This is a genomic window from Desulfonatronum thiosulfatophilum, from assembly GCF_900104215.1.
Taxonomy (GTDB): domain Bacteria; phylum Desulfobacterota; class Desulfovibrionia; order Desulfovibrionales; family Desulfonatronaceae; genus Desulfonatronum; species Desulfonatronum thiosulfatophilum.
Genome location: NZ_FMXO01000023.1, coordinates 1 through 25380 on the forward strand (window position 1 = coordinate 1; position 25380 = coordinate 25380).

The 25380-nt window shown below is 50.9% G+C and carries 25 protein-coding genes and 1 tRNA gene; 12 read left to right on the forward strand and 14 right to left on the reverse strand.

Translation table 11 applies throughout. The annotated features are described in order from the left end of the window. Positions 1–363: 363 nt before the first annotated feature. Positions 364–1797: a sigma-54-dependent transcriptional regulator gene (locus BLP93_RS15895; protein ID WP_092123866.1), complete on the forward strand. Its 1434-nt coding sequence runs from the start codon at positions 364–366 to the stop codon at positions 1795–1797. A gap of 46 nt (positions 1798–1843) precedes the next feature. Here BLP93_RS15895 and BLP93_RS15900 read toward each other — a convergent pair whose 3' ends face one another. Further along, positions 1844–2398: an arylesterase gene (locus tag BLP93_RS15900; protein ID WP_161946374.1), complete on the reverse strand. Its 555-nt coding sequence runs from the start codon at positions 2396–2398 to the stop codon at positions 1844–1846. Between the two features lie 495 nt (positions 2399–2893). Between BLP93_RS15900 and metK the strand changes: the two genes are divergently transcribed. Further along, a complete protein-coding gene (gene metK, locus BLP93_RS15905; protein ID WP_092123818.1) occupies positions 2894–4048 on the forward strand; it encodes a methionine adenosyltransferase in 1155 nt (384 codons plus the stop codon). Positions 4049–4217: 169 nt separating this feature from the next. On the opposite strand, the gene BLP93_RS15910 is transcribed toward metK, so the two are convergent. Both BLP93_RS15910 and BLP93_RS15915 read right to left on the reverse strand, forming a co-directional pair. Then, entirely contained in the window at positions 4218–5813 is a 1596-nt protein-coding gene (locus BLP93_RS15910; protein ID WP_092123820.1) for an ATP-binding protein, read from the reverse strand. A gap of 172 nt (positions 5814–5985) precedes the next feature. Beyond that, positions 5986–7071 (reverse strand): GNAT family N-acetyltransferase, encoded by a 1086-nt coding sequence (locus BLP93_RS15915; RefSeq protein ID WP_092123822.1) that lies wholly within the window; start codon positions 7069–7071, stop codon positions 5986–5988. A gap of 128 nt (positions 7072–7199) precedes the next feature. Here BLP93_RS15915 and BLP93_RS15920 point away from each other — a divergent pair, with 128 nt between their 5' ends. The 7 genes from BLP93_RS15920 (at position 7200) to BLP93_RS15960 (ending at position 12906) form a co-directional block, all read left to right on the forward strand. Next, positions 7200–7394, forward strand: coding sequence for a type II toxin-antitoxin system HicB family antitoxin (locus BLP93_RS15920; protein ID WP_092123824.1), 195 nt, complete (start codon positions 7200–7202; stop codon positions 7392–7394). A 677-nt stretch (positions 7395–8071) separates the two neighbouring features. Further along, entirely contained in the window at positions 8072–9280 is a 1209-nt protein-coding gene (locus tag BLP93_RS15935) for a tyrosine-type recombinase/integrase (protein ID WP_092123828.1), read from the forward strand. A 164-nt stretch (positions 9281–9444) separates the two neighbouring features. Beyond that, positions 9445–9636 (forward strand): helix-turn-helix transcriptional regulator, encoded by a 192-nt coding sequence (locus BLP93_RS15940; RefSeq protein WP_092123830.1) that lies wholly within the window; start codon positions 9445–9447, stop codon positions 9634–9636. 10 nt (positions 9637–9646) lie between these two features. Beyond that, on the forward strand, positions 9647–10798 hold the full coding sequence (locus BLP93_RS15945) for a hypothetical protein (RefSeq protein ID WP_092123832.1): 1152 nt from the start codon (positions 9647–9649) through the stop codon (positions 10796–10798). Between the two features lie 892 nt (positions 10799–11690). Then, a complete protein-coding gene (locus tag BLP93_RS15950) occupies positions 11691–12047 on the forward strand; it encodes a helix-turn-helix domain-containing protein (RefSeq protein WP_139163037.1) in 357 nt (118 codons plus the stop codon). 2 nt (positions 12048–12049) lie between these two features. Beyond that, positions 12050–12274, forward strand: a complete 225-nt coding sequence (locus BLP93_RS15955) for a hypothetical protein (protein ID WP_092123836.1) — start codon at positions 12050–12052, stop codon at positions 12272–12274. Between the two features lie 119 nt (positions 12275–12393). Continuing rightward, on the forward strand, positions 12394–12906 hold the full coding sequence (locus BLP93_RS15960; RefSeq protein ID WP_092123838.1) for a hypothetical protein: 513 nt from the start codon (positions 12394–12396) through the stop codon (positions 12904–12906). Positions 12907–13659: 753 nt separating this feature from the next. Here BLP93_RS15960 and BLP93_RS15970 read toward each other — a convergent pair. Together BLP93_RS15970 and BLP93_RS15975 are read right to left on the reverse strand one after the other, a co-directional pair. After that, positions 13660–14478, reverse strand: a complete 819-nt coding sequence (locus BLP93_RS15970) for a hypothetical protein (RefSeq protein ID WP_092123842.1) — start codon at positions 14476–14478, stop codon at positions 13660–13662. 255 nt (positions 14479–14733) lie between these two features. Beyond that, positions 14734–14810: transfer RNA gene (locus tag BLP93_RS15975), tRNA-Arg, on the reverse strand. 102 nt (positions 14811–14912) lie between these two features. Between BLP93_RS15975 and BLP93_RS15980 the strand changes: the two genes are divergently transcribed. Beyond that, on the forward strand, positions 14913–16280 hold the full coding sequence (locus tag BLP93_RS15980; protein WP_092123844.1) for a UbiD family decarboxylase: 1368 nt from the start codon (positions 14913–14915) through the stop codon (positions 16278–16280). 3 nt (positions 16281–16283) lie between these two features. Beyond that, the gene (locus BLP93_RS15985) at positions 16284–16853 is read left to right on the forward strand and encodes a UbiX family flavin prenyltransferase (RefSeq protein WP_092123846.1); all 570 of its coding nucleotides are present in this window, start codon (positions 16284–16286) and stop codon (positions 16851–16853) included. Positions 16854–17178: 325 nt separating this feature from the next. Here the strand turns inward: BLP93_RS15985 and brnA are convergent, their stop codons facing one another. The 9 genes from brnA to BLP93_RS16030 all read right to left on the reverse strand — a co-directional run bounded on the left by brnA (position 17179) and on the right by BLP93_RS16030 (position 24794). Next, a complete protein-coding gene (gene brnA, locus BLP93_RS15990; protein ID WP_092123848.1) occupies positions 17179–17448 on the reverse strand; it encodes a type II toxin-antitoxin system BrnA family antitoxin in 270 nt (89 codons plus the stop codon). Then, positions 17438–17701, reverse strand: coding sequence for a BrnT family toxin (locus BLP93_RS15995; RefSeq protein WP_092123850.1), 264 nt, complete (start codon positions 17699–17701; stop codon positions 17438–17440). Before BLP93_RS15995 ends, brnA begins: the two co-directional genes overlap by 11 nt. Positions 17702–18129: 428 nt before the next feature. Further along, positions 18130–18945: a hypothetical protein gene (locus tag BLP93_RS16000; RefSeq protein WP_139163038.1), complete on the reverse strand. Its 816-nt coding sequence runs from the start codon at positions 18943–18945 to the stop codon at positions 18130–18132. A 26-nt stretch (positions 18946–18971) separates the two neighbouring features. Beyond that, entirely contained in the window at positions 18972–20030 is a 1059-nt protein-coding gene (locus BLP93_RS16005; protein ID WP_092123854.1) for a type IV toxin-antitoxin system AbiEi family antitoxin, read from the reverse strand. Between the two features lie 462 nt (positions 20031–20492). After that, complete coding sequence (locus BLP93_RS16010) at positions 20493–21254, reverse strand: SAM-dependent methyltransferase (protein WP_092123856.1); 762 nt, start codon at positions 21252–21254, stop codon at positions 20493–20495. A 103-nt stretch (positions 21255–21357) separates the two neighbouring features. Further along, positions 21358–22410, reverse strand: a complete 1053-nt coding sequence (locus BLP93_RS16015) for a hypothetical protein (protein WP_092123858.1) — start codon at positions 22408–22410, stop codon at positions 21358–21360. Between the two features lie 111 nt (positions 22411–22521). Continuing rightward, entirely contained in the window at positions 22522–22968 is a 447-nt protein-coding gene (locus BLP93_RS16810) for a hypothetical protein (protein ID WP_139163039.1), read from the reverse strand. Between the two features lie 86 nt (positions 22969–23054). Next, the gene (locus tag BLP93_RS16025; RefSeq protein ID WP_092123862.1) at positions 23055–24080 is read right to left on the reverse strand and encodes a DUF5677 domain-containing protein; all 1026 of its coding nucleotides are present in this window, start codon (positions 24078–24080) and stop codon (positions 23055–23057) included. A 96-nt stretch (positions 24081–24176) separates the two neighbouring features. Further along, on the reverse strand, positions 24177–24794 hold the full coding sequence (locus BLP93_RS16030) for a hypothetical protein (RefSeq protein ID WP_139163040.1): 618 nt from the start codon (positions 24792–24794) through the stop codon (positions 24177–24179). Between the two features lie 377 nt (positions 24795–25171). Here BLP93_RS16030 and BLP93_RS16815 point away from each other — a divergent pair. Continuing rightward, a partial coding sequence (locus tag BLP93_RS16815) for a transposase (protein ID WP_482156190.1) occupies positions 25172–25380 on the forward strand: 209 nt, incomplete at its 3' end.

Genomic DNA, 25380 nt, shown 5'->3' on the forward strand with positions numbered 1-25380 from the left:
TCCCACTGGAATCGCCAGGACTTCGCCTGGCGCACAACTACTCAGCTGAGGTCCGGCTCGTCTTGATTTTGCGGCCTCGCAAACTCCTTCGCCGGCTTCGTAACATCGAACCATATTGCGTGAATAACAGTATTTTGTGCTCCAAATGTGCGGCAATGGATCGATGAACGAATCCTGGCTCAGTCAAACATGCGAGACCGCAAAATCAAGGCAAGACGGACCAATCCCGTGTACGATTAGAATTTGCTGAATTGTTGCAAATTTACAAGAGAATCATGGACGTATAAAATGATTGCTTATCCTGCCCGATCCATGCCCGGGCAAATCGATCACTCACCACCTCTCACCGCCAAATCAATCAATATGCCCCAGCAACAACACATTCTGATCATCGACGACGAAGTCGACATGCTCCAGGGACTGCAACGGGTTCTCTCCTTCGAGCTGGAGAGCGTTACCGTTTCCATCGTGGCCAATCCACTGGAGGCGCTGGAACTGATCAGCAAGCGCAATTACGAGTTGATCCTTCTCGACGTTTGCATGCCTGAGATGAACGGCATGGACCTGCTCGTCCGGATCCGCGAAATCGACCCGCACGTGACCATGATCATGATGACCGCCTACGGCAGCATTGAAACCGCGGTGGAGGCCATCCGGCGCGGGGCCTACGACTTTGTGACCAAGCCCTTCGAGATTCCCGACCTGCTGCGGGTTTTGCGCAAAGGATTGGAGCGCAATCAGCTGATCCGAGAGAACCTGAACCTGAAGGCCAAGGTCACCCAGAAAAACACATTTGAAAGCTTCATTGGCCAGACCCCGACCATGCGCCGCCTCTACGACACCATCCAGGCCTTGGCCCATACCAACTACACCGTGCTTATCCGCGGTCAGAGCGGTACCGGCAAGGAGCTGGCGGCCAGGGCCATCCATGATCTGAGCAAGCGCAAGGCGCATCCTTTTTTTGCCGTGAATTGCCCGGCCATTCCGGAACAACTCCTGGAAAGCGAACTGTTCGGGCACAAGAAAGGCGCTTTTACCGGAGCGGATACGGACTACACCGGACTCTTCGAGGAAGCTGACGGCTCAACCTTGCTTCTGGATGAGATCGGAGACATCCCGGTTTCCCTGCAGACCAAGCTGCTGCGCGTGCTCCAGGAGCAGGAACTGCGTCCCCTGGGCGGGACCAGAAGCAAGAAGATCAACGTGCGGATCCTGGCCAGTACCAACCAGGACCTGGAGAAGAAGATCAGCGAGCGGACCTTCAGGGAGGATTTGTTCTACCGGTTGAACGTGGTCACGGTGCGGACGCCGACCTTGCGGGAAATTCGAGACGACATTCCCCTGCTGCTGGATCATCTCAGCAAGCAGTTCAGCGCGGAACTGGAAATTCCAGCCAAGCACTTTTCCCTTGCCTCCGCGGAAATGTTGATGCGCCGCAATTGGCCCGGAAACATCCGCGAATTGCAGAATTTTGTCCGCAGGATGCTCATTTTCTGCAAAGAGGAGGAAATCGAGCCCATGCACATCCAGGCCGTGGAAAATCCCGGGACGATACCGACCTTGAGCGAGGCCTTTCAGATCTGCGAAATGCCCACGGAGCCTTACATTGCGGCCCGGAATAAGGTTCTGGAGCAGTTCACCCGCTCCTACGTCCAGAATCTCCTGTTCACCACCAACGGCAACATCTCCAGGTCCGCCAAGATGGCCGGCCTCAGCCGGGTAGCCATGCAGAAGATCATGCGTCGGATGGACATGCAGCCGTTGAACTTCCGCAACCCCGAACGCTGCCCGCAATAAAACGGCACGCCATTGAGGTTGCGCTCCACTTGACCATCACTGCCGATCACGAATTTTTGTCGAGCAGCAAACGCACAGCGGGAAGGATATTGTCGACGATCACATCCACCCCGGCTACGTTGGGGTGGATGCCGTCCGGAAGGGTCAGGTCCGGGTTGCCGGGGATGCCGGGAATGAAGTCCGGTACGAGAGGAATTTGCTTTGTTCTGGACAGCTCCTGGTAGATGTCGTGAAACCGCGTGTTGTACTCCTGATCCGGATCCCGCAGGGAAAGCACGCCGGTCAAGAGAACTTCGGCTCCTATCGCCCTGCACTTGTCGATGATCATTTCCAGATTGTCCATGACCTCATCCTCGGGCAATCGCTGATAGATGTCATTGGCCCCGAATTCAACGATCACCAGATCCGGATTGCGCTCAAGGAGCGGATCAAGCCGGTACAATCCGTCATGTGCCGTATCTCCGGACACGCCGCCATTGATCACCGCCACATCCCTGCCCTCATCTCCAAGGGCTCGCTCCAATCTGGATGCGAAGGAGTCCTCCGGCAGCAAACCGTACCCGGCGGTCAGACTGTCTCCCAGCGCCAATATCGTGATCATTGTTCCTCCTGATGGTTGCAAGAGATCATCCGGCCTATGCCGCCCTGGTTTCCTTGGAATCATAATCAGTTTTCGGCTTATGATCTAGATTCGTTTTCGAACGCAAGCATGTGGAAGAGGATTGTGGAAGAACAAGGAAATGCTTCCAAGTAACGGCCTCATTCCAATGATGACAGAGCCAAACATCAATGCTTCGTCAATTACAACGACCAGGCGAAACATTTTTTTCTTGACAGTTCAAAACATCGGAGTATGTTTCTTTCAGCGCCGATTTGAGTCAGCTTGCGGGCGCGTTATAAATTCAGCTAAATCGAGATCCTGTCCCGCTTTGGCTTCAAGCTGAGCGGTTTTTTTTGTTCTATTTCCCTACGTCGCCGATTTAATTCACAACTTGCAGGGCGACAAAAAAATGCTGCTAAAGCGTTGGCCCGCCGAACTCGCTCCCAGTGGTTGCCAAACGCAGCTCATTCACCAGGAGCGAAAAAGGTGCGCCCCATGTCTTCCCTTTCTTCATTTCAATCCTACCTGTTCACTTCGGAATCCGTTTCCGAAGGTCATCCTGACAAGCTGGCCGACCTGATTTCCGACCGTGTTCTGGACGCATTCCTGGACAAGGACCCCAATGCCCGGGTGGCCTGCGAGACCATGCTCGCGGATCAATGTGTTGTTGTAGCCGGAGAATTCAAAACCCGCCGCCAAGAAGACTTCAGTGAAATCCGTGAATCAGCTGACTCCCTGGTACGCCAGCTTCTTCGAGAAGTCGGCTACAGCAGTTCGGAAACCGGCATTGATCCTGAGCGTTGTGAAATCCAGATCCGGTTCAACGGTCAGTCCGGCGACATCAACCAGGGGGTTGACCGCACTGACGGTATCCTTGGAGCCGGCGACCAGGGCCTGATGTTCGGCTACGCCTGTGACGAGACTCCGGAACTCATGCCTGCGGCGATCACCTACGCCCATAAGCTGGTTCAGCGGCAGGCCGAGCTGCGCAAAAGCGGCGCCCTTCCCTGGCTCCAGCCCGACGCCAAGTCCCAGGTCACGTTCCGCTACGTCGACGGTCGACCGGCTCAGGTCGAGGCCGTGGTCCTCTCCACCCAACACGACCAGGACATCGAACTTGACGAACTGCGCAAAGAAGTCCGCAAACACATCATCGACCCGGTGATTCCGGAAGAAATCCGTTCTCCTGACTTCCGTACTCTGATCAATCCCACCGGACGCTTCGTCACCGGCGGGCCCAAGGGAGATACCGGGCTTACCGGACGCAAAATCATCGTCGACACGTACGGCGGTGCGGCGCCCCACGGCGGCGGCGCCTTCTCCGGCAAGGATCCGAGCAAGGTGGACAGATCAGCGGCCTACATGGCCCGACTTCTGGCCAAAACGGTCGTCTCCCGAGGCTGGGCAAACCGCTGTCTGGTGCAGCTCTCCTACGCCATCGGCGTGGCCGAACCGGTCAGCTTTCTGGTTGATACGTTCGGAACGGGCAACGGCAGGGATTTCGCGTCCGAACTGTCCTCGGAATTCGATCTGCGCCCCCGCGGGATCATCGAACGCCTCGATCTGCTGCGTCCCATCTATTTCCCGACGGCGTCCTACGGCCACTTCGGCCGAGAGAACCTGAACCTGCCCTGGGAAGACGCGTCCTGATCCGGCGACCATTGCGGAAGTACGCCTTGCTTGGCTCCGATTAATTCACAGTAAGGGCGATCCGCCGCCTCATGAAGAAGCCTCCAGTGATACCTGGAGGCTTTCTTTTTTCACACTACCCGCCCGAGGTCCGTTGCGCTGCCATGCCGAGACCCCAGGTTTTCAGTATTTATGCGATGTAGGTGGCGGGTGTATGTTGTGGCCTGGAAGTTTCTCGGACTTCCCGCCCATCCAACGCGATCAGGTTGCGCTTGGCCTTGCTGAAGACCAGACCCAATTCATATACCGTCATTCCGGGCCGGCCCTGGTACTTCTCGCTGTACCCCTTGGCCCGAACCTGCTCCAGGGCCGGGTTGCCTTCGACCTCCGCGGCCTGAATCAGCTTGATCTCCATCACGAAGACCTTGTTCTCCAGGATCACGGTCAGATCGGCCTGGCCCTTGTTGGTCACGTCCTCCGGGATGATCCGGGCGTTGAGGGAGGAGAAAAAGGCGTAGAGCACCGAGGCATAATAACCCTCGCAATCCAGCAGGTCGTTCTTGGTGAAGTTGCGGTGGGATACCGCGGCAAAAAGGCGGTGGACAATGCCATGCAGGGCCGGAAGATCGAATGTCGTCATTGCCTGGTACAAAGCATCCTGTATGGCGTACTTGTCCGCGTCGATGGCCGTGTACCCGGTGATCAACGCATCGCTCAAAGCCAGACGGACTTCCATGTTCGGAATACTCAAACGAAACAAGAGCCGCTGTCTGCGGGTAAAACTCTCGGCAATGGTCAGATATCCGGTCTGGAACAACAGAGTCTCCGGCGTGATTCGATCCACGTCAAAACTACTCAGAATCTCCTCGCCCACCTCAATACTTTCCAGGTCCGGCAAAAAGTAGCGTTTCTGCTGGAACAGCTTGATCAGAAAGCTCGGGCTGCCGGTTTCGAACCAGTAGTTACGGAAGACTTTGCCTTTTTGCAGAAACAGGAGCACGTCAAAGGGATTGTAAACCGGCTCACCCATCCACCGGTAGCCGTTGTACCAGAGTCGGAATCGGTCCAGGTCCACGCCGTCGAGATGCTCCCTGAAGCTGGCTTCCAGTTCCTCCTGAGAGTACCCGCAGATGGCGGCATACTGCGAATCAATGGTCAAGTCCTCCAGGTTGTTCAGGCCGCTGAACAGGCTGACCTTGGAGAACTTGCTGACCCCGGTCATGAAAATGCACTGGATATGCGCGTCCCGGGCCTTCATCACGGAATACAGGTCGCGCAGGCCGTCGCGCATTTCCCGGGCGACCGCCGGGTTCTCGATGTTGTCCAGGATGGGCTTGTCGTACTCGTCGATGAGCACCACGGTCCGTCGACCGGTTTGTTCATGAGCCAAACGAATCAGCTCGGAAAAACAGCCGGAATTGCTCTGAAACTGGCAGGCGATCCCCAAACGCTGCTGATTTATGGTCAAGATTTCCTGGATCTTCGCATCCAGTTCCTCCCGATTCCGCACCCCTCCCTCGCCAAAGTCGATCTTGACCACCGGGTGAACTGTGTTCCAGTCCCATTTGTCGTGGATGTACAGCCCCTCGAAAAGCTTTTCGTTACCCTCGAAAAGCTGGTGAAGCGTGTCCAAAAAAAGGCTTTTGCCGAAGCGCCGGGGGCGGGAAAGAAAAAATGCGCCGGCCTTGTGCGCGATACGATAGGCAAACTCCGTCTTGTCCACATACACGAATCCGCCGGAACGGATTTTGTCCAGGGTATTGATGCCCACGGGCAGGTGTAGCATGGCGGGGACTCCTGAGATGGTTTTACGGCCGTCATTTTCCACGAGACAGCCATGATTCCCGATACCCTATGCGCGGGGCGTGAAATGTTCAACCATGCTCGAGGTTGGACCAGCATGAACATTCGTCATGAAATCATCAGCCGAGATTTGTTGCGGCATGGACGCGCTCCCCTCACTTGTGATCCACGATCATCGGCCGGCACGGGCGCAGGCTTTGCCGGAATTCGACGGCCTTCAGAGCCAGTACGTTTCGGGTGGGCAGGAAGAGGTTTTTGATCCCGTGAGCGGGATAGAGGGAGAGGATGGTGTGCACGTCGAACCGTTCCCTGATGATCCCCTCCATGGAGGACAGGTCGTTGCCGCCGTTGGAGGCGAAGTAGTCCAGGAAGAACAGCCTGTCCCGGCGCTTGAACTCCGTGACGATGGGGTACCCGACAACCAGGGTCCGGATGCTGCCGCCGGCCCTGGAAATCAGCCCCAGGCTCTGGAACCCGCCGTCTTCAAAGGCCGCGTAACGGGCAAATTCCTCCGGGGCAAAGACCCTGCCGTCGTGCTTTCGGGCATGGCTGTTCGCGAATGCCAGGCACTCTTCCATGTTGCCCGCGTCCACGACCTCAATGCTCGCCCTTTTTTTTCGCGGCGGCCTTGCCAGGAGCCGAATGACCGCCTTTTCGTGAAAAAGGAGATCCGAGTTGGACACGGCCCGCGCGGCGTCGAAAACCCGGGCCTTGAATGCAAAGTCGCCGTAGCTTGTCAGATCTTGGTCGGCCCTGGTTTGAATCTTGTAGTTGGAGTGGGCCGCGTTCAAGGACTTGTGAAGCCAGCAAAACACTAGCGGAAGTTTTGCAAACGATGCCTTTTGAACCTTTACAAAGTGCATCTTCCCCAACCCATTGCCTTTTTCCGAAGGCAGAACACTCAAGCCGGAGGCGATGCCAGTGGCGATGTCCTTGTTGGCAAAGGAGACGGTCCTTGGTGTAAAAAGAACCCCCCCTACCAGCCTGCCGTTCTTGAAGGCGAGAAGCGACTGCTCGGAGTCAAAACCCTTCCAGCCGAACGCCCAGCGCAGATACGGCTCGTCGTCGATGAACCGTTCCCGTCCCTGGTAGGTATCCCTCCAGGAAGCGTCCATGAACCGGGCGATCTCGCTAAAGGTCATACCTGATTGCGATACAGGCCGGAAATCCACGTCCAAAAGATACGGATGCCTGGCAATGATCCGCTCTTCTTGCCGGTGTATATCATCAAGAGTTTTCATGATTCAGGACTCGCTTGCTTGCCATTATCGTCTTTCGTTCAATACCATGCCGATAACGCAAGAACGGTAGGGTCTTCGTGATAAACATACCGGAAGCGGCGCAACGGATAGAACAAGGAGCGTACTCCATGCAAGCAACCCTTGTGTATTGGGAAGATGGTGGCTGGATGGTCGGCAAAATCAAGGAAATACCTGGCGTTTTCAGCCAGGGTGAAACTCTGGACGAACTGCTGGAGAATATTAGTGACGCATATCGACTCATGATAGAAGATGAGGCCGCCGAGGTGCGGGCAGACCATCGCGAAATGGTTGTCGCGTTGTGAAACGCAAGCGGTTCATCCAGGAGATTGAGGCTTGCCGGCTGCGTATTCCTGCGGCATGGAGTAAAACATGATCTGTACACGAATCCTCAGAACGGTCGCAAGGCTCCTGTACCTCGACACCAGGAAATCAAAGACACCCTCTGCGTGCTGATTCGTAAGCAGATCGGATTGATCTAACCATCCCCCTGACCACACCCCTGGCAACATGACCCAGCGGTGCCAGCGAGTTCCCGGCCGGGATGATCCCCGCCGCCCCGAAGGTCCGGATGATGTCCATGACCGGGTAGCAGGCGGTTTTCCGGCAGGTTGTTGTTTTTTGGTCGGGTTTTTGTACAGAAGAAAAAAGGGCTTACGATTATTCATCGTAAACCCTTGATTTATTGGTGGGCAATGCAGGATTCGAACCTGCGGCCTTTGGCTCCGGAGGCCAAAAAATATCTTTTTCCGACTTTTCCTACCATTTCCTTTCTTCTCTCAATATCTCCCTTATTTCCGCATAAATAAAGGGCTTTCATACGAAATCTTCTTGACTTCTTCCCCTTCTTTTGCTATCGTGTGTAGACCATTGTTGTTACTGAATGCTGGGACCAGGGCTGGGATGGGAAAACGCGAAATTTGAGCAATAGCAACGCAAGCTGGACGTTCAGAGCTGCAAAAAGCTGGGACAGGGGGAGACAATGAGCACGGGCAAAAAGAAAATTCAAGCACTCAACCGGAAGGGGGAACCCGAGACAGGTGTATATTATCGCCTTGTCCCGAAGTTGGGCGACCCTTCAAAACTTGAAAAGTCTTTCATCGTTACTTTTTACGACCAGCAAGGGAAGTTTCGGGAATCGGTTGTTGGTCGTGAAGGCAAGCACGCGATGACCGTAGCCAAGGCGAAGGCGATCAGGGTTCACTTGATCGAAGGCAAGGAAAAGCCACACGTTGAGAAGGTCCAGGAACGGAAAGCGGAACAGGCAGCAGAGAAAGCACGCCTTGAAGCGGAAGAGAACCGGCCTACCCTGGCCCGGTTGTGGGCAGCGTACCAAGAGCAGAAATCCGAGATCAAGAGCAATGCCCAAGACCGTTCACGCTGGAACAAGTATCTTGCCCCCGCCTTTGCCGAAAAAGAACCGGCTGAACTGGTAACGATGGATTTGGACCGGCTAAGGCTGAAATTGAAAAAGGACGGACACAGCCCACAGACCGTGAAGCACGTTCTTGCACTCTTCAGGCGTCTGGTCAGGTTTGGCGTGAAGCGTGGGCTTTGCCCTTCTCCCGATCCTTCCCGGCTTCACATGGAAATGCCGCGAGTGAATAACCAGAAAACCGAGTTTCTGACCCCTGATCAGATTGAGCGGTTGCTTGATGCCCTGGACAATTGCGATGATTGGCGGCCCGTGGCGGTTGTGAAACTGGCATTGTCAACGGGAATGAGAAGGGGCGAAATCCTGAAGTTGCAATGGGATCATGTTGACGTTAAACGTGGCTTTCTTTTAATCATTGACCCCAAGGGCGGCAAACCTGCATCCATACCATTGAACGAAACAGCGAAAGCGGCAATTCAGGAGATCCCCAAGACGGAAAGCCCGTACCTCTTTCCGGCCCGTGGCGGACGCGGCCATATTGCCGACTTAAACAAGCCCCTTCGCAAGATCAAGAAGCTTGCCGGGTTGCCGGATGACTTCCGGACTCTACACGGGTTGAGACATCATTTTGCGTCATCCTTGGCTTGTGCTGGTGCCCCCCTGCATGTTGTACAGCGATTGCTGAACCATGCAAGCCCGGTGATGACGCAACGCTATGCCCATCTATCAGATGAGGCAATGCGTAATGTTTCTTCCATGATGGATGCAGCTTTAACCCCTGCCAAGCTCAGCAACGTTGTTGTACTGAATCGATAAACCTCTCCCTTTTCCCCCTCCCACCTACACAAGGCGGATGGTCTTCGGACTGTTCGCCTTTTTTCATTTCTAAATTTGCACAATCCATCCAACGTGGTATTATGGCGACTGGTAGCAAGTGCAAGCGCTTGCATTGGATTGAACCATAAAATGGAGGGATTGAAATGAATGTTGAACCATTGGCAGTGAATGAGAGTCAGGCAGCGATCATGCTTGGATTGTCTATCAAGACACTTCAGGCTTGGAGATTCCAGCGCAAAGGCCCGCCTTACGTCAAGCTTGAGTCAAAATCGATCCGGTATTGCGTCGATGATTTGAAGTCGTGGATAGCTGATCAGAAAATTTCAATGAACTAAGGAGTAAAACATGTTCATCATGACAGATAATGATTGTGTAGCGAAAGCAATGTCCCATATCATCAAGAATTGTGGAGCTAATCCATTCCAGATACGCAATCCTATTGCATTCACAAGCGAAGACTACGTACAGGTTTATGGTTTGCTTTTGGATGTAATTGAAGAACATTCACGCAATGTTGCATATCTGATCGAGAATTCTATCTACTTCAAACCGAAGATCGGGATGTTGCCGTATCTATCGAAGGATGAAGGGTTCTACTGGAAACTTAGACATGCAATTCAATCACTTTTTGATTGTGATAAGCGGTATTTTCAGTTTGCTGAAAATGTTATGATTGCTGCATGTCTGCGTCATGATTTGCGTTTGGAGGAGTTGCAAAAAGTTTTCAACGTGGAATCCGTTGTTTCAAAAATCGCTACACTGGATAGGCGTTCTTCTCTCCGATCGGGATTTTTGGAATTACAGGGCGAACGAAACGGGCAATATGTGGCACTTTGCGGCCTTTGCCAATCGTATTGTGAGGTTTCCCGCGATGACATCCGCTCGGGAATCCGTGCAGCTTGTGAGACGTGCTTGCCTGTGTTTGACGCAAAAAAAGCCCTTCAACGGGCAGAAACTTGTTATCACTCTCGCCAGGAGGCTGAATTTAAAAAGGCTCATAAATGGGCAAACGTGCATTACCTTGAGATGATGAGGAAAAAGCCAAGTAGCGCCAGATTTTTTGATGAGCAGACACGGGAAACATTTATCAAAAAAGCTACAGCGATCAAGCAAACTCAGTTAGCCCGTATGAACGAGCGATTTCGCTTCAATTCCTTGACTCATGCACTCAAGTATCTTGGCTTACCTTTATTTGAGGATGCAGAAATTCACAGGATAGGACATGAAATTTTTGATGTTCCCAATGGCCCGGAGGTTGTGCCGTATGGCCCAATTTCCACAATCTGGAAGTCACAACAGGATAACAGGTCACTGAAAAAAACCAACATTAGAATTTTTCACGATGGGCGGGTTTTCCCCGCCCTCGCTGACGCTTGCCGTCATGTGTTTGGAAAAGATTGGAAGAAAGTTGCTGGCAAGCTTCGCGGAAGATGCTTCCGTGATCCCGATTTAACTCACCAAGCCGCGTTCAATGCTTATTTATCTGAAATCAAATGACAAATTTCAGATGTAACGCGAAAATCAAGGATTGACTTTTCGAACTCTTAAAAAATATAAACAGCTGTAATCATTGATATTAATTTTGAAACATGATCGAAACCCGTGTTACAGGCAGAAAGACAATATATTGAAATTATTAGATTATTCTGCCCGTAACGCACTAGTTTTAAAAGAATACGTTGTATTACAAGATACAATACAGGTGAACCCCCAAAACTCTTGTGCGGCTCTCATGACCTTCGACGGCATTTCTTTTGCTCAATCGTGAATTTCACGCTTTATATATTGTGAGAATCACGATATAAAGGTCTTACTCATCCACCACAACCCAGGGGAAAAGATCATGAAACCTTGCCGAATCCTTCAAGAATGTTGGGAAAACGGGCAATGCCCGCTTTGTGAAGTGAAGACGAAGCCTGAAAATATGTTTCGACTCACCAAGGAAGGAAATTTTATGGATCACAAGGGGAGAGTTTGGGTTGATCTCCCGGCTTCCCCACCTTCCCGCAAAAAGTAACCTCCCCCCCCACTTTTTGAGTGCAAGCGCTTGCAAAGCTGGGGGGGGGAAGCGGGAACCTATCTAACCGTGAAAATCACGAAATGGGGAGGGGAGACAGTGCCAAGAAAGCCCATAGGCCATAGGGCCATGACTTCCAGGGAAAGGAAGCAAGAGCAGGTTTCAAGGCAGCTTGAGCGGATCAACACGTTACCAGATACGGAATGGACAGAATCAGATTGTTTTCTCGTCCTTCGATCCTCCCGCTTCCCTTCCGGGAGTCCATTGGATCGGGCAGCGTGGGAACAGCTTGGGAAGCTGCGAGGATATCTTGAAATGTGAAGATCACGAAAATGGGAAGTGACCGCTCCCCCCTCCCGCAAATTTATTTGAGTGCAAGCGCTTGCACTGGCAAAGCCTGGAGCAATTCCGGGCTTTTTTATTGGTTTTATGCAGTTGGTTGACGGTTTTTGCAGGTGTTCCGATTACTATTTTGTAGCGGGAGGAAATGCGATGACCAAAAAAATTAATGAGATGCTGTACAGCTTGCCGGACTCAGCACAATTGAGGACGTTTGAAGCTGCAACTTTTTTACGTGTTAGACCAAGCTCTCTTCTTGAGATGGTCCGCCGTGGCGATGGTCCTAAGTGCTCAAGAATTGGCGGAATCAAAAATGGTCCACTTTTGTTCAAAGTATCAGACCTGAAACATTACATCGAACATCGCCGCATTGGCGGCGGGAGGGCATAGCCGTGGCCACAAAACAGAGAATTATCGTTGAATTAGAAATCAATCTATCAGTCAACAAGGAAGATCAGGAAAACCCTGATTTGGTTTCATCTAAGGCCAAGGATCAGGTCAAGGATTTAGTCGGTCAGTTGCCCACTGTTTTCCCCGAGCAAGTTATCAACAGCCGTGTTCTGGGCGTTCTGCAAAGCCGTCAAAACGGTGGCTTTGCATATCTCCCATTGCGCTAAAAATTTCGTGAACACCCCACTCACGAAAGCGGCACGGGGGAGGGAGACGGGTTTTGCGCCTCCATCCTTTGACGTCTTCCTCCCCCCCCACTGTCAAAAACCCAGAGAGAATACCAATTATGCTTGATCCAGAAACCATTCGATTAAGACGGCTTGGAAGCCAAAAAATAGCGCGATTCCTTCACGATTTCACGCTTTATGTGGGGCGTTGTTATGCTTTCGTTTCTGAACAGAACAAATTTGATGCACTCGTGAACTGTCAGCCTTACGTGATTGGGAAATTGTTCAACGGGCGAACTGTCACGATCAAGCCCGTAATGGGCGCTGATTATGTTGCCGCGATTGACGAAGCTACCCGACTTGAGAGAGGCCATGGCCGCAAATTTTTGTTGCGCGAATGCGAGATCATTTTGAACCATGCCCAAGCGCGGATTGAAAAGGTTTTCAATGAAATACCGTATGAGCTATTTGAGAGCATCGACATTGTTCCAAGTCCGTTAGAAAAAGTGCTTTTGCAAGCGCATGCAACGCGCCATGAGTCAAGGGGAGATCGAAGTAAAGGCCGCAAGGCCGGAAGGCCGGGGGGGAGGGGGAAACCTTCAACCAAAAAAGAGGAATTACCATGCCCCTAAGTAGAGAACACGAAATCCGAAAACAACAGGCAATCAAGGCAACGGTTTTGCTTTTGGATGAGGTCAGGAAGGTGGCCCGTATCCTGAACGTCATTGCCCCGAGAGAGTACGCCACACAGCCCCTCGCAAAACCGGTAAAACAGCCCGAATTAGAGCACCAAGACGGATGGGGCATCCTCACCCCTGCCGGAGTCCAGAAAGGCGAAGAAAAGTCAGAATCTTGGGGCATATTTGCCCAACCAGAAACAAGCCAGCAGGCGGCGAAAGCCGGGGGGGAGGGCTGGTTAAGTGAGTCCTTACGCGCGCTTTACCGGCATAGGGCCTTTCACGGAAAGCGATAAAGCGAACACCTTTTTTTTGCCCTTAATCTATGAAAAACCAACGTCAAAAATTATCTGACCTAATCTCCGGGTACACGGCAGCGGAAAGTCAGTACTTCCAGGGAGGAAGACTAAACCTTTCCGCTGTCATTGACACCTTTCGTTTAAATCCCTTTCCCATGGCCTTACGACAGACCACAAGAGAACGCGATAAACGAAGAGTCGGAATTAGATTGATCTGAAAATCAAATTCCAGAAATTCACAAAAGCATGGTCAATAGTGCCATGCTTTTTTTATTTTGTATTCATCAGGTATTATGTATTTGAAAAAAACTCGAATTTCTTTGTTTTAAAGGTGGCTGAAAAAAGTGTGTTTGATGCTCTATTATGTACCAAATAGAATATGTATATTTGCAAGAATGAACCATTATTGTTAATGATCCAGTTTTAAATCTGGTTTGATTTCAATTAGCTTCTCAACAACACGTTCAATTTGATCATAAATATCATCTTGAAGCATCCCTTCATTCACTAAGATTGTAACAGCTTGCTTAATCATTTTTTCTGAAGGTTTTTTTATTCCATAATAATCGCGAAAATCAAAGTCTTCAAATTCATCGTATATAGTTTGAAAATTTTCTTCTTCTTTATCCATTATTTGTGGCGGAATATTTTTGTCTTTCTTAGGGATTGGCTTTGCCTGTTTACCATGTACTTTGTTTTTATATCGTTGTGATCGAGTAAGAATATTAATACGCAAACCGTAATTGTTACCTTGAACTGGTAAATAAACAGAATGTGGGCGTGCATCTAGCTCATTTTCGTCTTTAAGGTCTTTGGAAATATCTTTAGATAAAAAACCAAGCTGTTCAACAATCAAATTACCATCAATCATGGCTGATCCCATAACTTTCACAGCATATGGATCATATTTGTTTGTAAGGTCTTTCTCCAGATATATTTTAAAATCTGGTTGGTCGAATAATCGCAAAAACTTTACGTCACGCTCTTCATGAGTAACACCAACAACCTTTTCTTCCCTTGCAAAACATTTCCAGTCTTTATCCCAATCAGTTTCCATTACTAAAAAATGCTGAGATTTCCAATCACTGATGCGATACCATTTGTTTTTTGGTATTTCCTCGCCACGGTCAACGATCAAAAACTCAACATTTTTTCTAAAATTTGATTCTTGCTGTTGTTTTGCTGGTTGAGGGCTTCCACCAAACAAACGTTTTAATAGCGAAAACAAGGAGTACCTCCAAAAAGTTTGTCCTAATTGACAAAAATTTCAGCATCGTTCTTCCCAAGCTTTAAGTTTGACTAACAAGTAAAGTCAATCCTGATCTCATATCACCTAAATGCTGAACGAAAAAGTTTCCATTTAATTCTTTGCCACATCTTGAAAATCTTATGTGTTATTGACTCTTTGCTGGGACTAGGGCTGGGATTTAATTTTATGAACAAAAAAGGGTTTACGACTTTCATCGTAAACCCTTGATTTTCTTGGTGGGCAATGCAGGATTCGAACCTGCGGCCTTTGGCTCCGGAGGCCAACGCTCTATCCAACTGAGCTAATTGCCCTTGGCTGAAAAGGAGATACTTACGGCCTGGAAGGGATTTTTGTCAAGGGCAAGCCCAATTCCTTCAGCTGGATTATTTGCGGAAATTGCTTAGTATCGAGCCATGGATCTGCGGAACTTCATGGACATGCTGGCGGAGAACGACCAGCTGCTGACGATCAGCGAGGACGTGGATCCTTTTCTCGAAATTTCCGCCCTTTCCGCCCATGCTGTTCGGGAACATGGCCGGGCGTTGCTGTTCACCAATGCGCGCAACAGCCGGCACCCCGTTCTGACCAATGCTTTTGCCACCGAACAACGGCTTGCCCTGGCCCTGGGACATGACAGCCTGCGGACGTTCGGGGTTGCCGCGGATCAATTCCTGCGGCGGACGGAAGAAAATCTCTCCGCTCCCCTCCCCAACGTTGACAATCCGCCCTGTCGGGAGCGGGTGCATGCAAACCGTGATGTCGGTTTTCAGCATCTACCCATGATGACCTTCTGGCCCGGCGACGCCGGGCCGTGTCTGACCGCGGCCGTGGTCATGACCAGACATCCGGAAACCGGGCAGCGCAATGCCGGCGTCTACCGGATACAGATCATCGATCACTGCACGGCCACCCTGGGATGGCATCCCGGCAGCGGGGCTCAGGAGCATTTTGCCGCGGCATCGGCGCGCGGGCTGCCGCTGGAAGTTGCTGTCGCCGTGGGTGTTCCTCCCGCTGTGCTGCTGGCAGCCGCCCTGCCCTTGCCTTCGGGAATTGATGAATTGATCTTTGCCGCAGCCATGTTCGGCTCGGAACTGCAACTGGCCAGGTGCCACACCCTGGACCTGCTTGTCCCGGCGACGAGCCAGTTCGTGCTCGAAGGCCTTGCCCACCCGGAGCCACGAGCCGTGGAAGGTCCCTTCGGGAACCACACCGGAATGCAGACCACCCCTCGCAGCTGTCCCGTATTCAAACTGCAAGCCATAACCCACGGCAATAACCCGATCTTCCAGAGCATCATCGCGGGACCGCCGCCCTCGGAGAGCACTTGGACGGCCAAGGTTTTCGAGGCCATGCTGCGGGTTCGACTACAATCCTCATTTCCCGAAATCCTGGACCTCCACCTGCCCCTGGAAGGCATTTTCCAGAACCTGCTTTTCGTGCAAATCAAGGCTGAGTGCAAAAACACCCTGGAAATGCTACGGGCCCTGCTGGACCAGCCCGGGTTGCAGCGTTTTCGTTTTTTGGTCGCGGTTGACGAAGCCGTGGATGTCCGCGACACTTCCCAGGTACTGTGGAGGCTCGGCAACTGCATTGATCCGGCCAGGGACATGATCGCCCTCGAAGGAACTCTCGCCCCCTGGCATCGAACCGCATCGTCGGGCTTCGGTCAAAAGCTCATTTTCGATGCCCGTCGAAAGCCGTCCCAGCAACTGATTCCTCCGCATCCGGATCCGGCGTTTCGTCAGCGAATCATCCAACTTTGGAAAGACGTTCAAAGGTAATCAATGTCCACACCACTTCCCAAGCGTATCGTTCTCGCCGTGACCGGCGCCAGCGGCATGGCCTATGCCGAAACCCTGGCCGGATATCTGCAAAATTACTGCGAACTGCACCTGATCGTTTCCCAGGCCGGATGGCTGGTCTGGAACCAGGAACTGGGCCTGCCCCAGGAGAATCTGCTGAACAAGGCGCATTGCAGCTATTCGCAAGACGACCTTGCCGCGCCACCGGCCAGCGGTTCCTGGCAGCACCAGGGCATGGTGGTCTGCCCCTGCTCCATGGCCAGCCTGGCCGCCATAGCGAACGGGTTGGGCAGCAACCTGATCCACAGGGCCGCGGACGTCACGCTCAAGGAACGCCGCCGCCTGGTCCTCGTTGCCAGGGAAACTCCTTTGAATACCGTGCACCTGGAAAACATGCTCGCCGCAACCCGTGCTGGCGCCGTGATTATGCCGGCCAGTCCCGGCTTCTATCATCGCCCCCGCACCTTGCAGGAACTTGTGGACCAACTGGCGGGAAGAATCCTGGACGCATTGGGTATCGAGCATGATCTGACGAGAAGATGGGGAGAATAGCACAACGTCGCCCCCTCTTCCGCGCGACGACTGTTGGCTTGGCAGGGAATGAGCAGGCGTTAAAGCCGACTTGCGATGAATGAGGTGATGCGCCAAGGAATTCGGTCAGCAACGCCTGAATCGCTCGGCTTCGCAAGCTGACGAGAACGCCTCCCAATAAACCTCGATGGACTTCTCGCAGATTGCGCAACGCTTCTTCGACGGTTTCGCCTTGTGTGGCGGTGCTGTTCTCGGGGTTGTAGGCATGGCCGCCATTTGGGCGGGGGATAACGGTTGATGGTTTCTTGTTTCACTCGGAGTGATTTTGGGAGAGCCCAACGTTCAGCTAATGTGCGCTGCTTGCGGCGCCACCATTGAGCGGCTTGCCGGCAGCTTCTGCCTTTAAACGCTCAACCAGCCATACCTTGATGATTGACTGACGAGTAACGCCGATACGAGCGGCTTCACGATCCAGCGACTCTACCACCCAAGCAGGGAAGTCGACATTTATGCGCTTTTGTTCCTGGTTGACACGACGCGCCGTGGACAAATCAAGATCATCAATGATGTCCTCTTTGGCTTGATCAAATTTCTTGTCAAAATTTTCAGCTTTCATAAAGCTCCACCTCTCTTTTACGAGAACGCCTCACAGAAATGAGCCGAATTGTTCCGTTTCTATAAGTGATGACTGCAGACCAATGCTTTCGGCCTATAAGGCCTATGACCAGAAACCGTGACTCATCATCCGATTTAGCTTGTATTTCCAGCAGGTCTGGATCCCTCCAAAGAGCCTGAGCATCAATAAAGTCGATTCCATGTTTTTCCAGATTGGCCAAGCTCTTGCCATCATCGTACTCGAAGTCGATCATGAGTATAAATTATTCCTTTTTTACTCATTTGGCAACAAGGGAGAATAGGGGGCCGCCAACGCAAAGCTGAGTTGCGCGTCGAATGAACATTCCCGCAGGGCTACTGACGTTTTTCGTGTCCACTCAAGCGACCTGTTCGCATTTTCCCACTCTTCAGCGAATAATTCGGGGCAATCCGCACCTCATTCTCCACAGTCATGCTTGCCTATAAATCCAGTGAAAAATGTTGCCAGTTGAAGTCAAATCTGGTTATAAATTTTTTCAGTTTTGAGCCAAAGAGTTGGTTCCGGTCCGCCCCCGTAACCTTTAGATGATGTCGGAAGGCGCTCCCCAGAGGACGAAACCGGTCTGGCGGTTGAAGTAGTCGGCTTGGATGCGCTCCAGCGTGAAGGCGGCCAGCAGGGTCTTGTCGACGTCGGCGAGGACTTTCAGGCAGATGTTGGGGAGGCGGCTTTGAATCCCAGCATCGTCAGCAATGCATTTACCCGCTCAAAAGCATCACGAGCCTTTCGCTCCACTTCATCAGGGTCGTCCTCTGCTTCGAAGGCTGCTACAAATTTCGGCCCGATGGATCTGATATCGACAAAGTGTTTGCCAATCTTCACCAACCCTTCCCGTACCAGGCTGTGGGACAAGTGGGGCCTGAATTCATCTGCCAGAGCACTGATTCCTCCCGGATAAACGAGAGTGCAGTAGTAGATGTCCCAAGCATCCTTTTCCTTCAACCGCTCATCCCGCGCCATTCCCTTCATGACGAAAAAGGGGACGACGGACGCAACGCGGATGGTCACGCAATCCAGTCCGCCACCCGGGATTTCCCCTTCCAGCGACACCTCTTCCGCCATTGAAAAAGCGACGTCGCATCCCCGAACCTTGCGGACCTTGACCTCCTGCACCACTTGATGGCGGCGGCCTTTGCCGGTCACTTCGTACTCTCCCGACAGCAGATCCAACTGCACCTTGATCGTCTTCTCGCCCATCGGTACATCGCGGAAGAAGATAAAAGGCTGCCGACCCTCCTCCTGGTAATACCCGCGTGAAAGGAGGAGTTCCTCAATCCGCCTATAGCCATCCCGGATATTCACGTGATCAAGGGCCAGATCGATATCGATGCTCCCCAAATGCGGCAGGAAGGCACGAGGGAACAACAGTTCCGGCACCCAGCCCCCGATGAGAACGATATTGTCTCGGTATTCACCGAGCAGGTGGGTCAGTTCGATCAGGACCGCCTTGGCCGCTTCCACCGCTTCGGCGGCATAGTCCCGGCGCGTTACCATGATTTGCTGATCACTTCGTTCAACAGCACGTCAGCGGCTTCTTCGCCCTGGCCTTTGATATCGAGAAGGTCGAGATACGCCTGGATCGGCATTGCCACCTTAATTCCATCGACTGATCGGCGACCATACAGGACACCTGCGTCATAAGGACTGATAAGCGTGACGTTCGCTCCGCTGGCCACTTCTTTCAAGGACAGCAGGTCGGCAATCTCATCGATGCTTCCACATACGTAGGCCATGGCCCGTTGATAGCGCACGGCCGAGGCATAGCGGGCTGCTGCCGAAAACCCTGTCAGGGCATAGGGGATCTCCCGCTGCCGGCAAAGCTCGGCCAGATCGGCCTCGGTCTCCGCGACGGACTTCAAGGTGTAAAAGTTTCTCGTCGTATTCCTTCTGAAGCGGTAGTTTTCCGCCCATTCGGCTAGAAGCTGCGCCGGGCTGCCGAGCAGCAAGCCCCCTTTGGTACCGGCCAGCCATTCACGGTCTTCCAGCAACTTTTTGACGTTGGATACTTGACCGAGACTAACCTCGGCCTCCGCTGCAAGGGGCTTAACGCGCCAGTTTATTTTCCGGTCGCTCAGCAGCACGCGCAGAATACGCTCCGCCTTGGGCGAATAGAGGGTACGCAGGTCCCGTTTTTCGGCAAAGGGATTCGGCCTGCCACCCTGCTCGATATACACCTGGTCGAACGCCAACCGGCAGTTCCCGGCAAGGTCGAGATAGCCGATCTCTTCTTCCGTGCAGATCTCTGCTGATCGGGAAGTGATGTAAGGGGCGGCAAACACATAGTAAACATCGGGGGCGTATTCCCGATAGCGGAGAAGCTGGTTGACTGCCGCCCGCACAATTCTCGGCTGGCCGTTGCTTTTCACTTCGATAACAATCCGCTGCCGCTTCCGGGCAATGCTTACCATTGCCAGAAGGTCTGCCCTGATATTCCCGGCAGAGGGTTCCTGCTCCAGTGATTCAAGTTGAATAAAGGGAACCCGTTGCAGAGAGGACTTGAGAGCTTCCCCCACTTTTTCCTGAATTTCGCTTTCGGTAAATTTCATTGGATTCGAGCCTTTCAGCAATTGCTGAAATGAACTTTATGATGAAATTTAATCCCAGGTCAAGCCGAAATTTCATTAAAAATGCCTATTTCAGCGTGCAATGAAATACTTGATTCAAGTGAAAAGGAGTGGGCGGGGTCGGACCGAGCTGACCTCCGACAAGGAAGCATCAAGCCCGGCCGAAAGGATTCCGGTAGCGGGACGAGAGCGATGCTTCCAAACCAAGGGAAAACGCGCCAACATGCCCGGTCAGCCTCGCCAACCCCGGTGAAGTATCTCAAAAAACTGAACATGGCTCATTGACCCCGCTCATCCTTCAGATCAATCAAGCGCCCAGCACGTACCCGGCCTCCCCTGTCAGACCGAAAAGGCTTTACCATATAGCAAAAATCCGTGCCAATGCGACGGGCTTCTCGAACAATGGATTGAAACGACCTTGCAGGTCGTGTCAATCCTTATGGGTTAGGCCATAAGGCAGAGCCGCGGCATCAGCGCGAACACTTCCCAGCCCAGGTATTCGCGTGTGTAAGCAGCGTGGCGCTCGGGTTCCGAAGTCAGTTGAGATCGAACCTCTTCCGCTAACCCATCGTCAGGATTGGCTTCAAGCCATCGGCGCATGGTGAGCCATTTGGCCGCTTCGTACCTGTCCCAACCGTCTTGGTTAGCCAGAACCATTTCAACAACGTCGTAGCCGAGGTGGCCGAAAGAAGCGATAAGTTCTGGAATCACGAGAAAGTCGGAGATTGAGTTGGCAAGACACCCCTTGGCAATATCTTCCGTTGGCGGCAATTGCCTCCAGTAAGGTTCTCCGATGAGGATGATTCCGCCAGCGCGCAGGCTCCGAGCCAGTAGCTCAATCGTTCCGGCGAATCCTCCAGCGATCCAGGTAGCGCCGACGCAGGCGGCCACGTCGGCCTTCTCGTCAGAGATGTAACCTGCTGCATCGCCATGAATGAAATTGACTTGATGGGCGACGCCAAGTTCTTCGGCACGGATTTTCGCTTGCTCGGTGAACAACTGGCTCATATCGATGCCGGTGCCAACGATGCCGTGATCGCGCGCCCAAGTGCATAGCATCTCACCCGAACCGCTGCCAAGGTCGAGCACTCGTGCCCCCGACTCCAGACGCAACGCCGCGCCGAGAGTGGCGAACTTATCGGGCGTGAACGGGTTATGGATGCGGTGCGCACTTTCCGCGATGTTGAATATCCGTGGGATGTCCATTGCGTAAATTTCCTTACGTGCGTAAATAGATTCGAAAGGCCTAACGCATTGCTCACCGGAAATTAGGAGCGAAGCGAGTAATTTATCCGCGTGCAGCAAATTGTTAGGCTTTGTTCCCACTGTTATTTTTTAAAATTTTAATGACTTTAACAAAACCGTGGCGCGCACTAACAAAATCTCTCAGCCTCTGCTTTTCAAATTCAATATCAAAATATGCCAAGGTTTCATTTTTAATTCGGTCAATATTATAATTTTGACCCTGCAGATTATTAACTTGATTTTGAGCCATATAGTCATATGACCATCTGTGAAACGAATTATTATTTATTTCGTTTGAGTTGGCATATTTTCGATTCTCTAAAATACTCGATAACCTTTGGGTTATATGATTTAACTCACTAAAACACTTTTCAACCTTGGTTTCCAATCTATTTACGCTTTCATCATCAATGTTTCCGGATACAATACACTCCAAAACGAGCGAAACGATGTAATTTGATAGTGAATACCGCGCAACTAGATAGCTATTTGCAATATTTTGAGGATCAAAAAAACTTGAATTCACTGATTGCTCAAGGCGAGCAATAAAGGTATGAAATATTTGTTTCAGATCAATTCTACGCTGCTGAATATTGGTCAGCGTTGCAATACACAGACTATTAGATTTAGATATATGTGAAATTTCATCAGAAACATCCTTAATAAACTCAGCAATTGACTTTAATTTGCTGATCTCCGGAATGACGAATTGATCTTGGACTTGACTTAGATAGTAATTATTTTGATTTATAAGGTCGGCATATATTGAAGTGAGTCTATGGTTAAGCAACGGGATTACGCAGCTCATCAATTGCTGAGCAATGTCCATTCCATTAAGGATGTCGAAGCCTTGATGCTGTGAAAACCCTCCTTTAATAGATTTCTCCATTGATGAAAAGCTGCCATTTTTATATCTGACAATTCGCTCCAATGGCAGGCTTGTTTGGAAGAATGGCGCGTTAGAGTTAAAGTAACGGCATAAACCACCGAACAAGTCTTCTGAAACTATGCTTAATATCTCAGCGTTTCTATGACTATGGATGTCAGAAGTTGGGATAACAACTTCTGAACCTAAAATCTTTTCTAACAGAGCTTTTTTATCGTCCTTTGTTGACATTTTGATATCCATTTAATTTGATAGCCTAACGTAGAGCTAACCGGCGCTGCGCGGCTTTATCGCGCAGCGTCCAGCGACCGAAGGGAGCGAGGTTGAGCGCCGGGTTAGGCTTCATCGGCGGCCTGCCAATCTTTTTAACCATGACAGCGGCCCTTTTCTACCTTGGAAAGTTGCTTTATGTTGTTTTCCGACCGCATCCTCGACATACACGTTAATACTATGGAGTTCTTGCAGTGTTGCCCATTTAACAGGAAGACCTGCTGGGTGAATTTGACAGCTCCTGCTTTCGCCAACATCTACGCGATTCTGACCGTTAGGCGAAAAATTCAGATACAGCCCAGGATGTCCCGGTGGTCGAAGAAGAACATGGTTAATTGAAATTGCACGCTTGCCGCAATTGCTCACCGAAACATTTAGCTCAGGCACGCCATTCAAATCCATGACGGCAACCGCTCTAACTCGAACGACATGTCGATCTCGATACAAATTCAAGAAAGAAACTACAAGAGATACGATTGACGACAATAAAGCAAAGTACGCGATTTGTTCGGTAGTCATTGGAAGCCTAACACTTTGCTCACCGGAAAATTAGGAGCACAGCGAGTGATTTTTCCGCGTGCAGCAACTTGTTATAAGGTCGGCTATCAATCGCACTCAATGAATGATTCTCCTACTTGATCGGATAACGTAGCGAGCACCTTCGCTGCAACCAGGTCGTCCAAATTCGGCGACAAAAAGAGAGTTGTACATGTCAGTTGGAGTAACGATATTGCGGTTGAATGCGCTGGGTCAGTCATACCGGAGTTGCTGGGCCCCACTTGCAGAATATCTTCAGCAGTCTCGGATCGACCCAGCGAGCTTCGAATTGATTTGATGTTTGCGTGGATATTCTGACTTGCCCATTTGTAATACGGGCGCCAATGATCTAGTCCCACGTCCTCCTTAAGCGCGAAGAAGGTTGGCCTTCCCTTTGGCAAGAACTCCGCTGCCCACCCATAAGGCTTCTTAAAGTGCGCACCATGCTTGGCAAGAACGGCATCATATTGTGATTTGAACTCACTCATCTCTTTGTCATTAAAACCAAACGCATTGATACGAGATTCGTAGTGATTGAGTTGCCCAGCGCCTTTATATGCCTCGACAAATTCAAAGTCAGAGTAGCAAAGCGCCGCCGCTGTACCGTGTTTGGCTAGAAACATCGCGGTAACAGATATCTCATGAAGGGCACGCCATCTCGCATGCGCTCCATCCGCAAAACCGTTCTTAAGCAGAGCAAGAATCTCTTTGCCTATCAGGCACCCCTTTGCGTGGAGTCTGACAACAAGATCGAACAAGATGTCGCCTCGCTCTGCCGCGTCAGGCCGAAGCCTTTCGTTGAACGACCCTCCGGCTTCAACTGCAAGTTCAATTAACAGTTCCAGCTGATCGAACCCCTTTTGCCATCGAGAAAAATTACGACTGACAAACGCAGCATGAGTAGACCTCCGCTCTTCCAGGCCGTCGCGGGCCATCTCCTGAATCTCGGAAAGAATCTGTTCAGGCAAATGTCCAAGTAAATCTTGAAGTTGATCAGGAATAGCATCGGCGAGTGCGTCGAGCTCCTTCTCCGATGTAGCGAATCGGCCAAGCTCTTGCACCGCGTCATCAAATGCCTTCTGCAGGATATCCATGCTTCAATCCATATAACGTCGAGCTTTGCGGCAATTTGGAGCAAAGCGGAAAATTTGTCCGACAACAGCTCATTGTTAGAAATAGTGCTGCGGCGCCTACTCTGCACTAGGATAGCCAATAGTCTTCCCCTCCGGCAGGGCATACTTGATCGTATCGCCACTCTCCGGCCGTAGCTCAATTTGATTTGCAGGAACATGCCATTCTTTAGACAGGGTCTTTTTGAGAGTTTTCAATGAAAACTCTCTGAAGGATAGTTTCCACATATTGCTGAATGAGTCCTCATCCTCTTCAGCATCAATTAAGAGATTCTGGCCTTTAACCAAAATCGATTCAATAGTCGGAGGATCCTTCTTCTGAAGGCTGAGCTCGACTACCAGAATTTCTGGAGTTGAGTTCGGAATAACAGGAAGCTGATCTTTGTAGGGCTGAAGAACGCGCTTTATGAATTTTATTGAGTCTGAGTATTTTTCAACAGATTGAATTGCAAGCAGTTCATCTAAGCACCTACTTTTCAGGCTACGACCTCGAAATTCTCCCTTCGAGTCAAAATACACCTCATAGAACATCCCATTTATTAAATGCTCAGCAGCTATCTGCGGAATTGCTGCCATTTCCCTCCGCAGATTATCCAATATTTCATTCGCTCTATTCTCTCCGCCACATGCTGTTTGGTATATATTTCTACCAAGCACGAACAGCACATCGTCGTTCAAGGCGCTAAAATCAAGCTCGAATATCTTGTTGATCGCAGGGTTCTGGGTATACCAGTTGCTGGACTTCAGATCTATTTATGATTGGAGATACAGCAGGGTGTTCTGCAAGAGGAAAATCAATGTCGGCTTTTGCTGAATTTGAGTAACTGAACTTTTCCTCTACTTTTAAAGTAACCCCGCTATCCTTCAGCTTCTCAATTATTTTGTCACCAAATTGCTCTGGCGAAATGCTTCGCAAACTAATATAGTCTGCCCTGAAAATAGATCAACTATTTAAAATTGTTTGACATTTTTTCTATTTCGTAGTACATTTTCAACCAGTTACTGCAGTATTTCTGTAATAAGCCGGTCGAAAAATCACTGATTTTGGAGTGACTATGAAGGCGAAAAAGAAAAATTGTAATCAAGGCAACTTCCTCTATCCGGATTTGTTGAAACAACTCAATCCCCATCATTCTCTGCTTCAACTGGCTAAACAGATCCCTTGGCAGCACTTCGATGATGAGTTTACGGTTTACTACAGCGAGAAAGGGCGCCCAGCAAAACCAATCCGGCTCATGGTCGGGTTGATGATCCTCAAGCAATT

Bases quoted from the DNA above. Each gene is read 5' to 3' on its own strand.
- BLP93_RS15895 (WP_092123866.1), top strand. From the start codon at position 364: ATGCCCCAGCAACAACACATTCTGATCATCGACGACGAAGTCGACATG.
- BLP93_RS15900 (WP_161946374.1), bottom strand. From the start codon at position 2,398: ATGATCACGATATTGGCGCTGGGAGACAGTCTGACCGCCGGGTACGGT.
- metK (WP_092123818.1), top strand. From the start codon at position 2,894: ATGTCTTCCCTTTCTTCATTTCAATCCTACCTGTTCACTTCGGAATCC.
- BLP93_RS15910 (WP_092123820.1), bottom strand. From the start codon at position 5,813: ATGCTACACCTGCCCGTGGGCATCAATACCCTGGACAAAATCCGTTCC.
- BLP93_RS15915 (WP_092123822.1), bottom strand. From the start codon at position 7,071: ATGAAAACTCTTGATGATATACACCGGCAAGAAGAGCGGATCATTGCC.
- BLP93_RS15920 (WP_092123824.1), top strand. From the start codon at position 7,200: ATGCAAGCAACCCTTGTGTATTGGGAAGATGGTGGCTGGATGGTCGGC.
- BLP93_RS15935 (WP_092123828.1), top strand. From the start codon at position 8,072: ATGAGCACGGGCAAAAAGAAAATTCAAGCACTCAACCGGAAGGGGGAA.
- BLP93_RS15940 (WP_092123830.1), top strand. From the start codon at position 9,445: ATGAATGTTGAACCATTGGCAGTGAATGAGAGTCAGGCAGCGATCATG.
- BLP93_RS15945 (WP_092123832.1), top strand. From the start codon at position 9,647: ATGTTCATCATGACAGATAATGATTGTGTAGCGAAAGCAATGTCCCAT.
- BLP93_RS15960 (WP_092123838.1), top strand. From the start codon at position 12,394: ATGCTTGATCCAGAAACCATTCGATTAAGACGGCTTGGAAGCCAAAAA.
- BLP93_RS15980 (WP_092123844.1), top strand. From the start codon at position 14,913: ATGGATCTGCGGAACTTCATGGACATGCTGGCGGAGAACGACCAGCTG.
- BLP93_RS15985 (WP_092123846.1), top strand. From the start codon at position 16,284: ATGTCCACACCACTTCCCAAGCGTATCGTTCTCGCCGTGACCGGCGCC.
- brnA (WP_092123848.1), bottom strand. From the start codon at position 17,448: ATGAAAGCTGAAAATTTTGACAAGAAATTTGATCAAGCCAAAGAGGAC.
- BLP93_RS15995 (WP_092123850.1), bottom strand. From the start codon at position 17,701: ATGATCGACTTCGAGTACGATGATGGCAAGAGCTTGGCCAATCTGGAA.
- BLP93_RS16005 (WP_092123854.1), bottom strand. From the start codon at position 20,030: ATGAAATTTACCGAAAGCGAAATTCAGGAAAAAGTGGGGGAAGCTCTC.
- BLP93_RS16010 (WP_092123856.1), bottom strand. From the start codon at position 21,254: ATGGACATCCCACGGATATTCAACATCGCGGAAAGTGCGCACCGCATC.
- BLP93_RS16015 (WP_092123858.1), bottom strand. From the start codon at position 22,410: ATGTCAACAAAGGACGATAAAAAAGCTCTGTTAGAAAAGATTTTAGGT.
- BLP93_RS16810 (WP_139163039.1), bottom strand. From the start codon at position 22,968: ATGACTACCGAACAAATCGCGTACTTTGCTTTATTGTCGTCAATCGTA.
- BLP93_RS16025 (WP_092123862.1), bottom strand. From the start codon at position 24,080: ATGGATATCCTGCAGAAGGCATTTGATGACGCGGTGCAAGAGCTTGGC.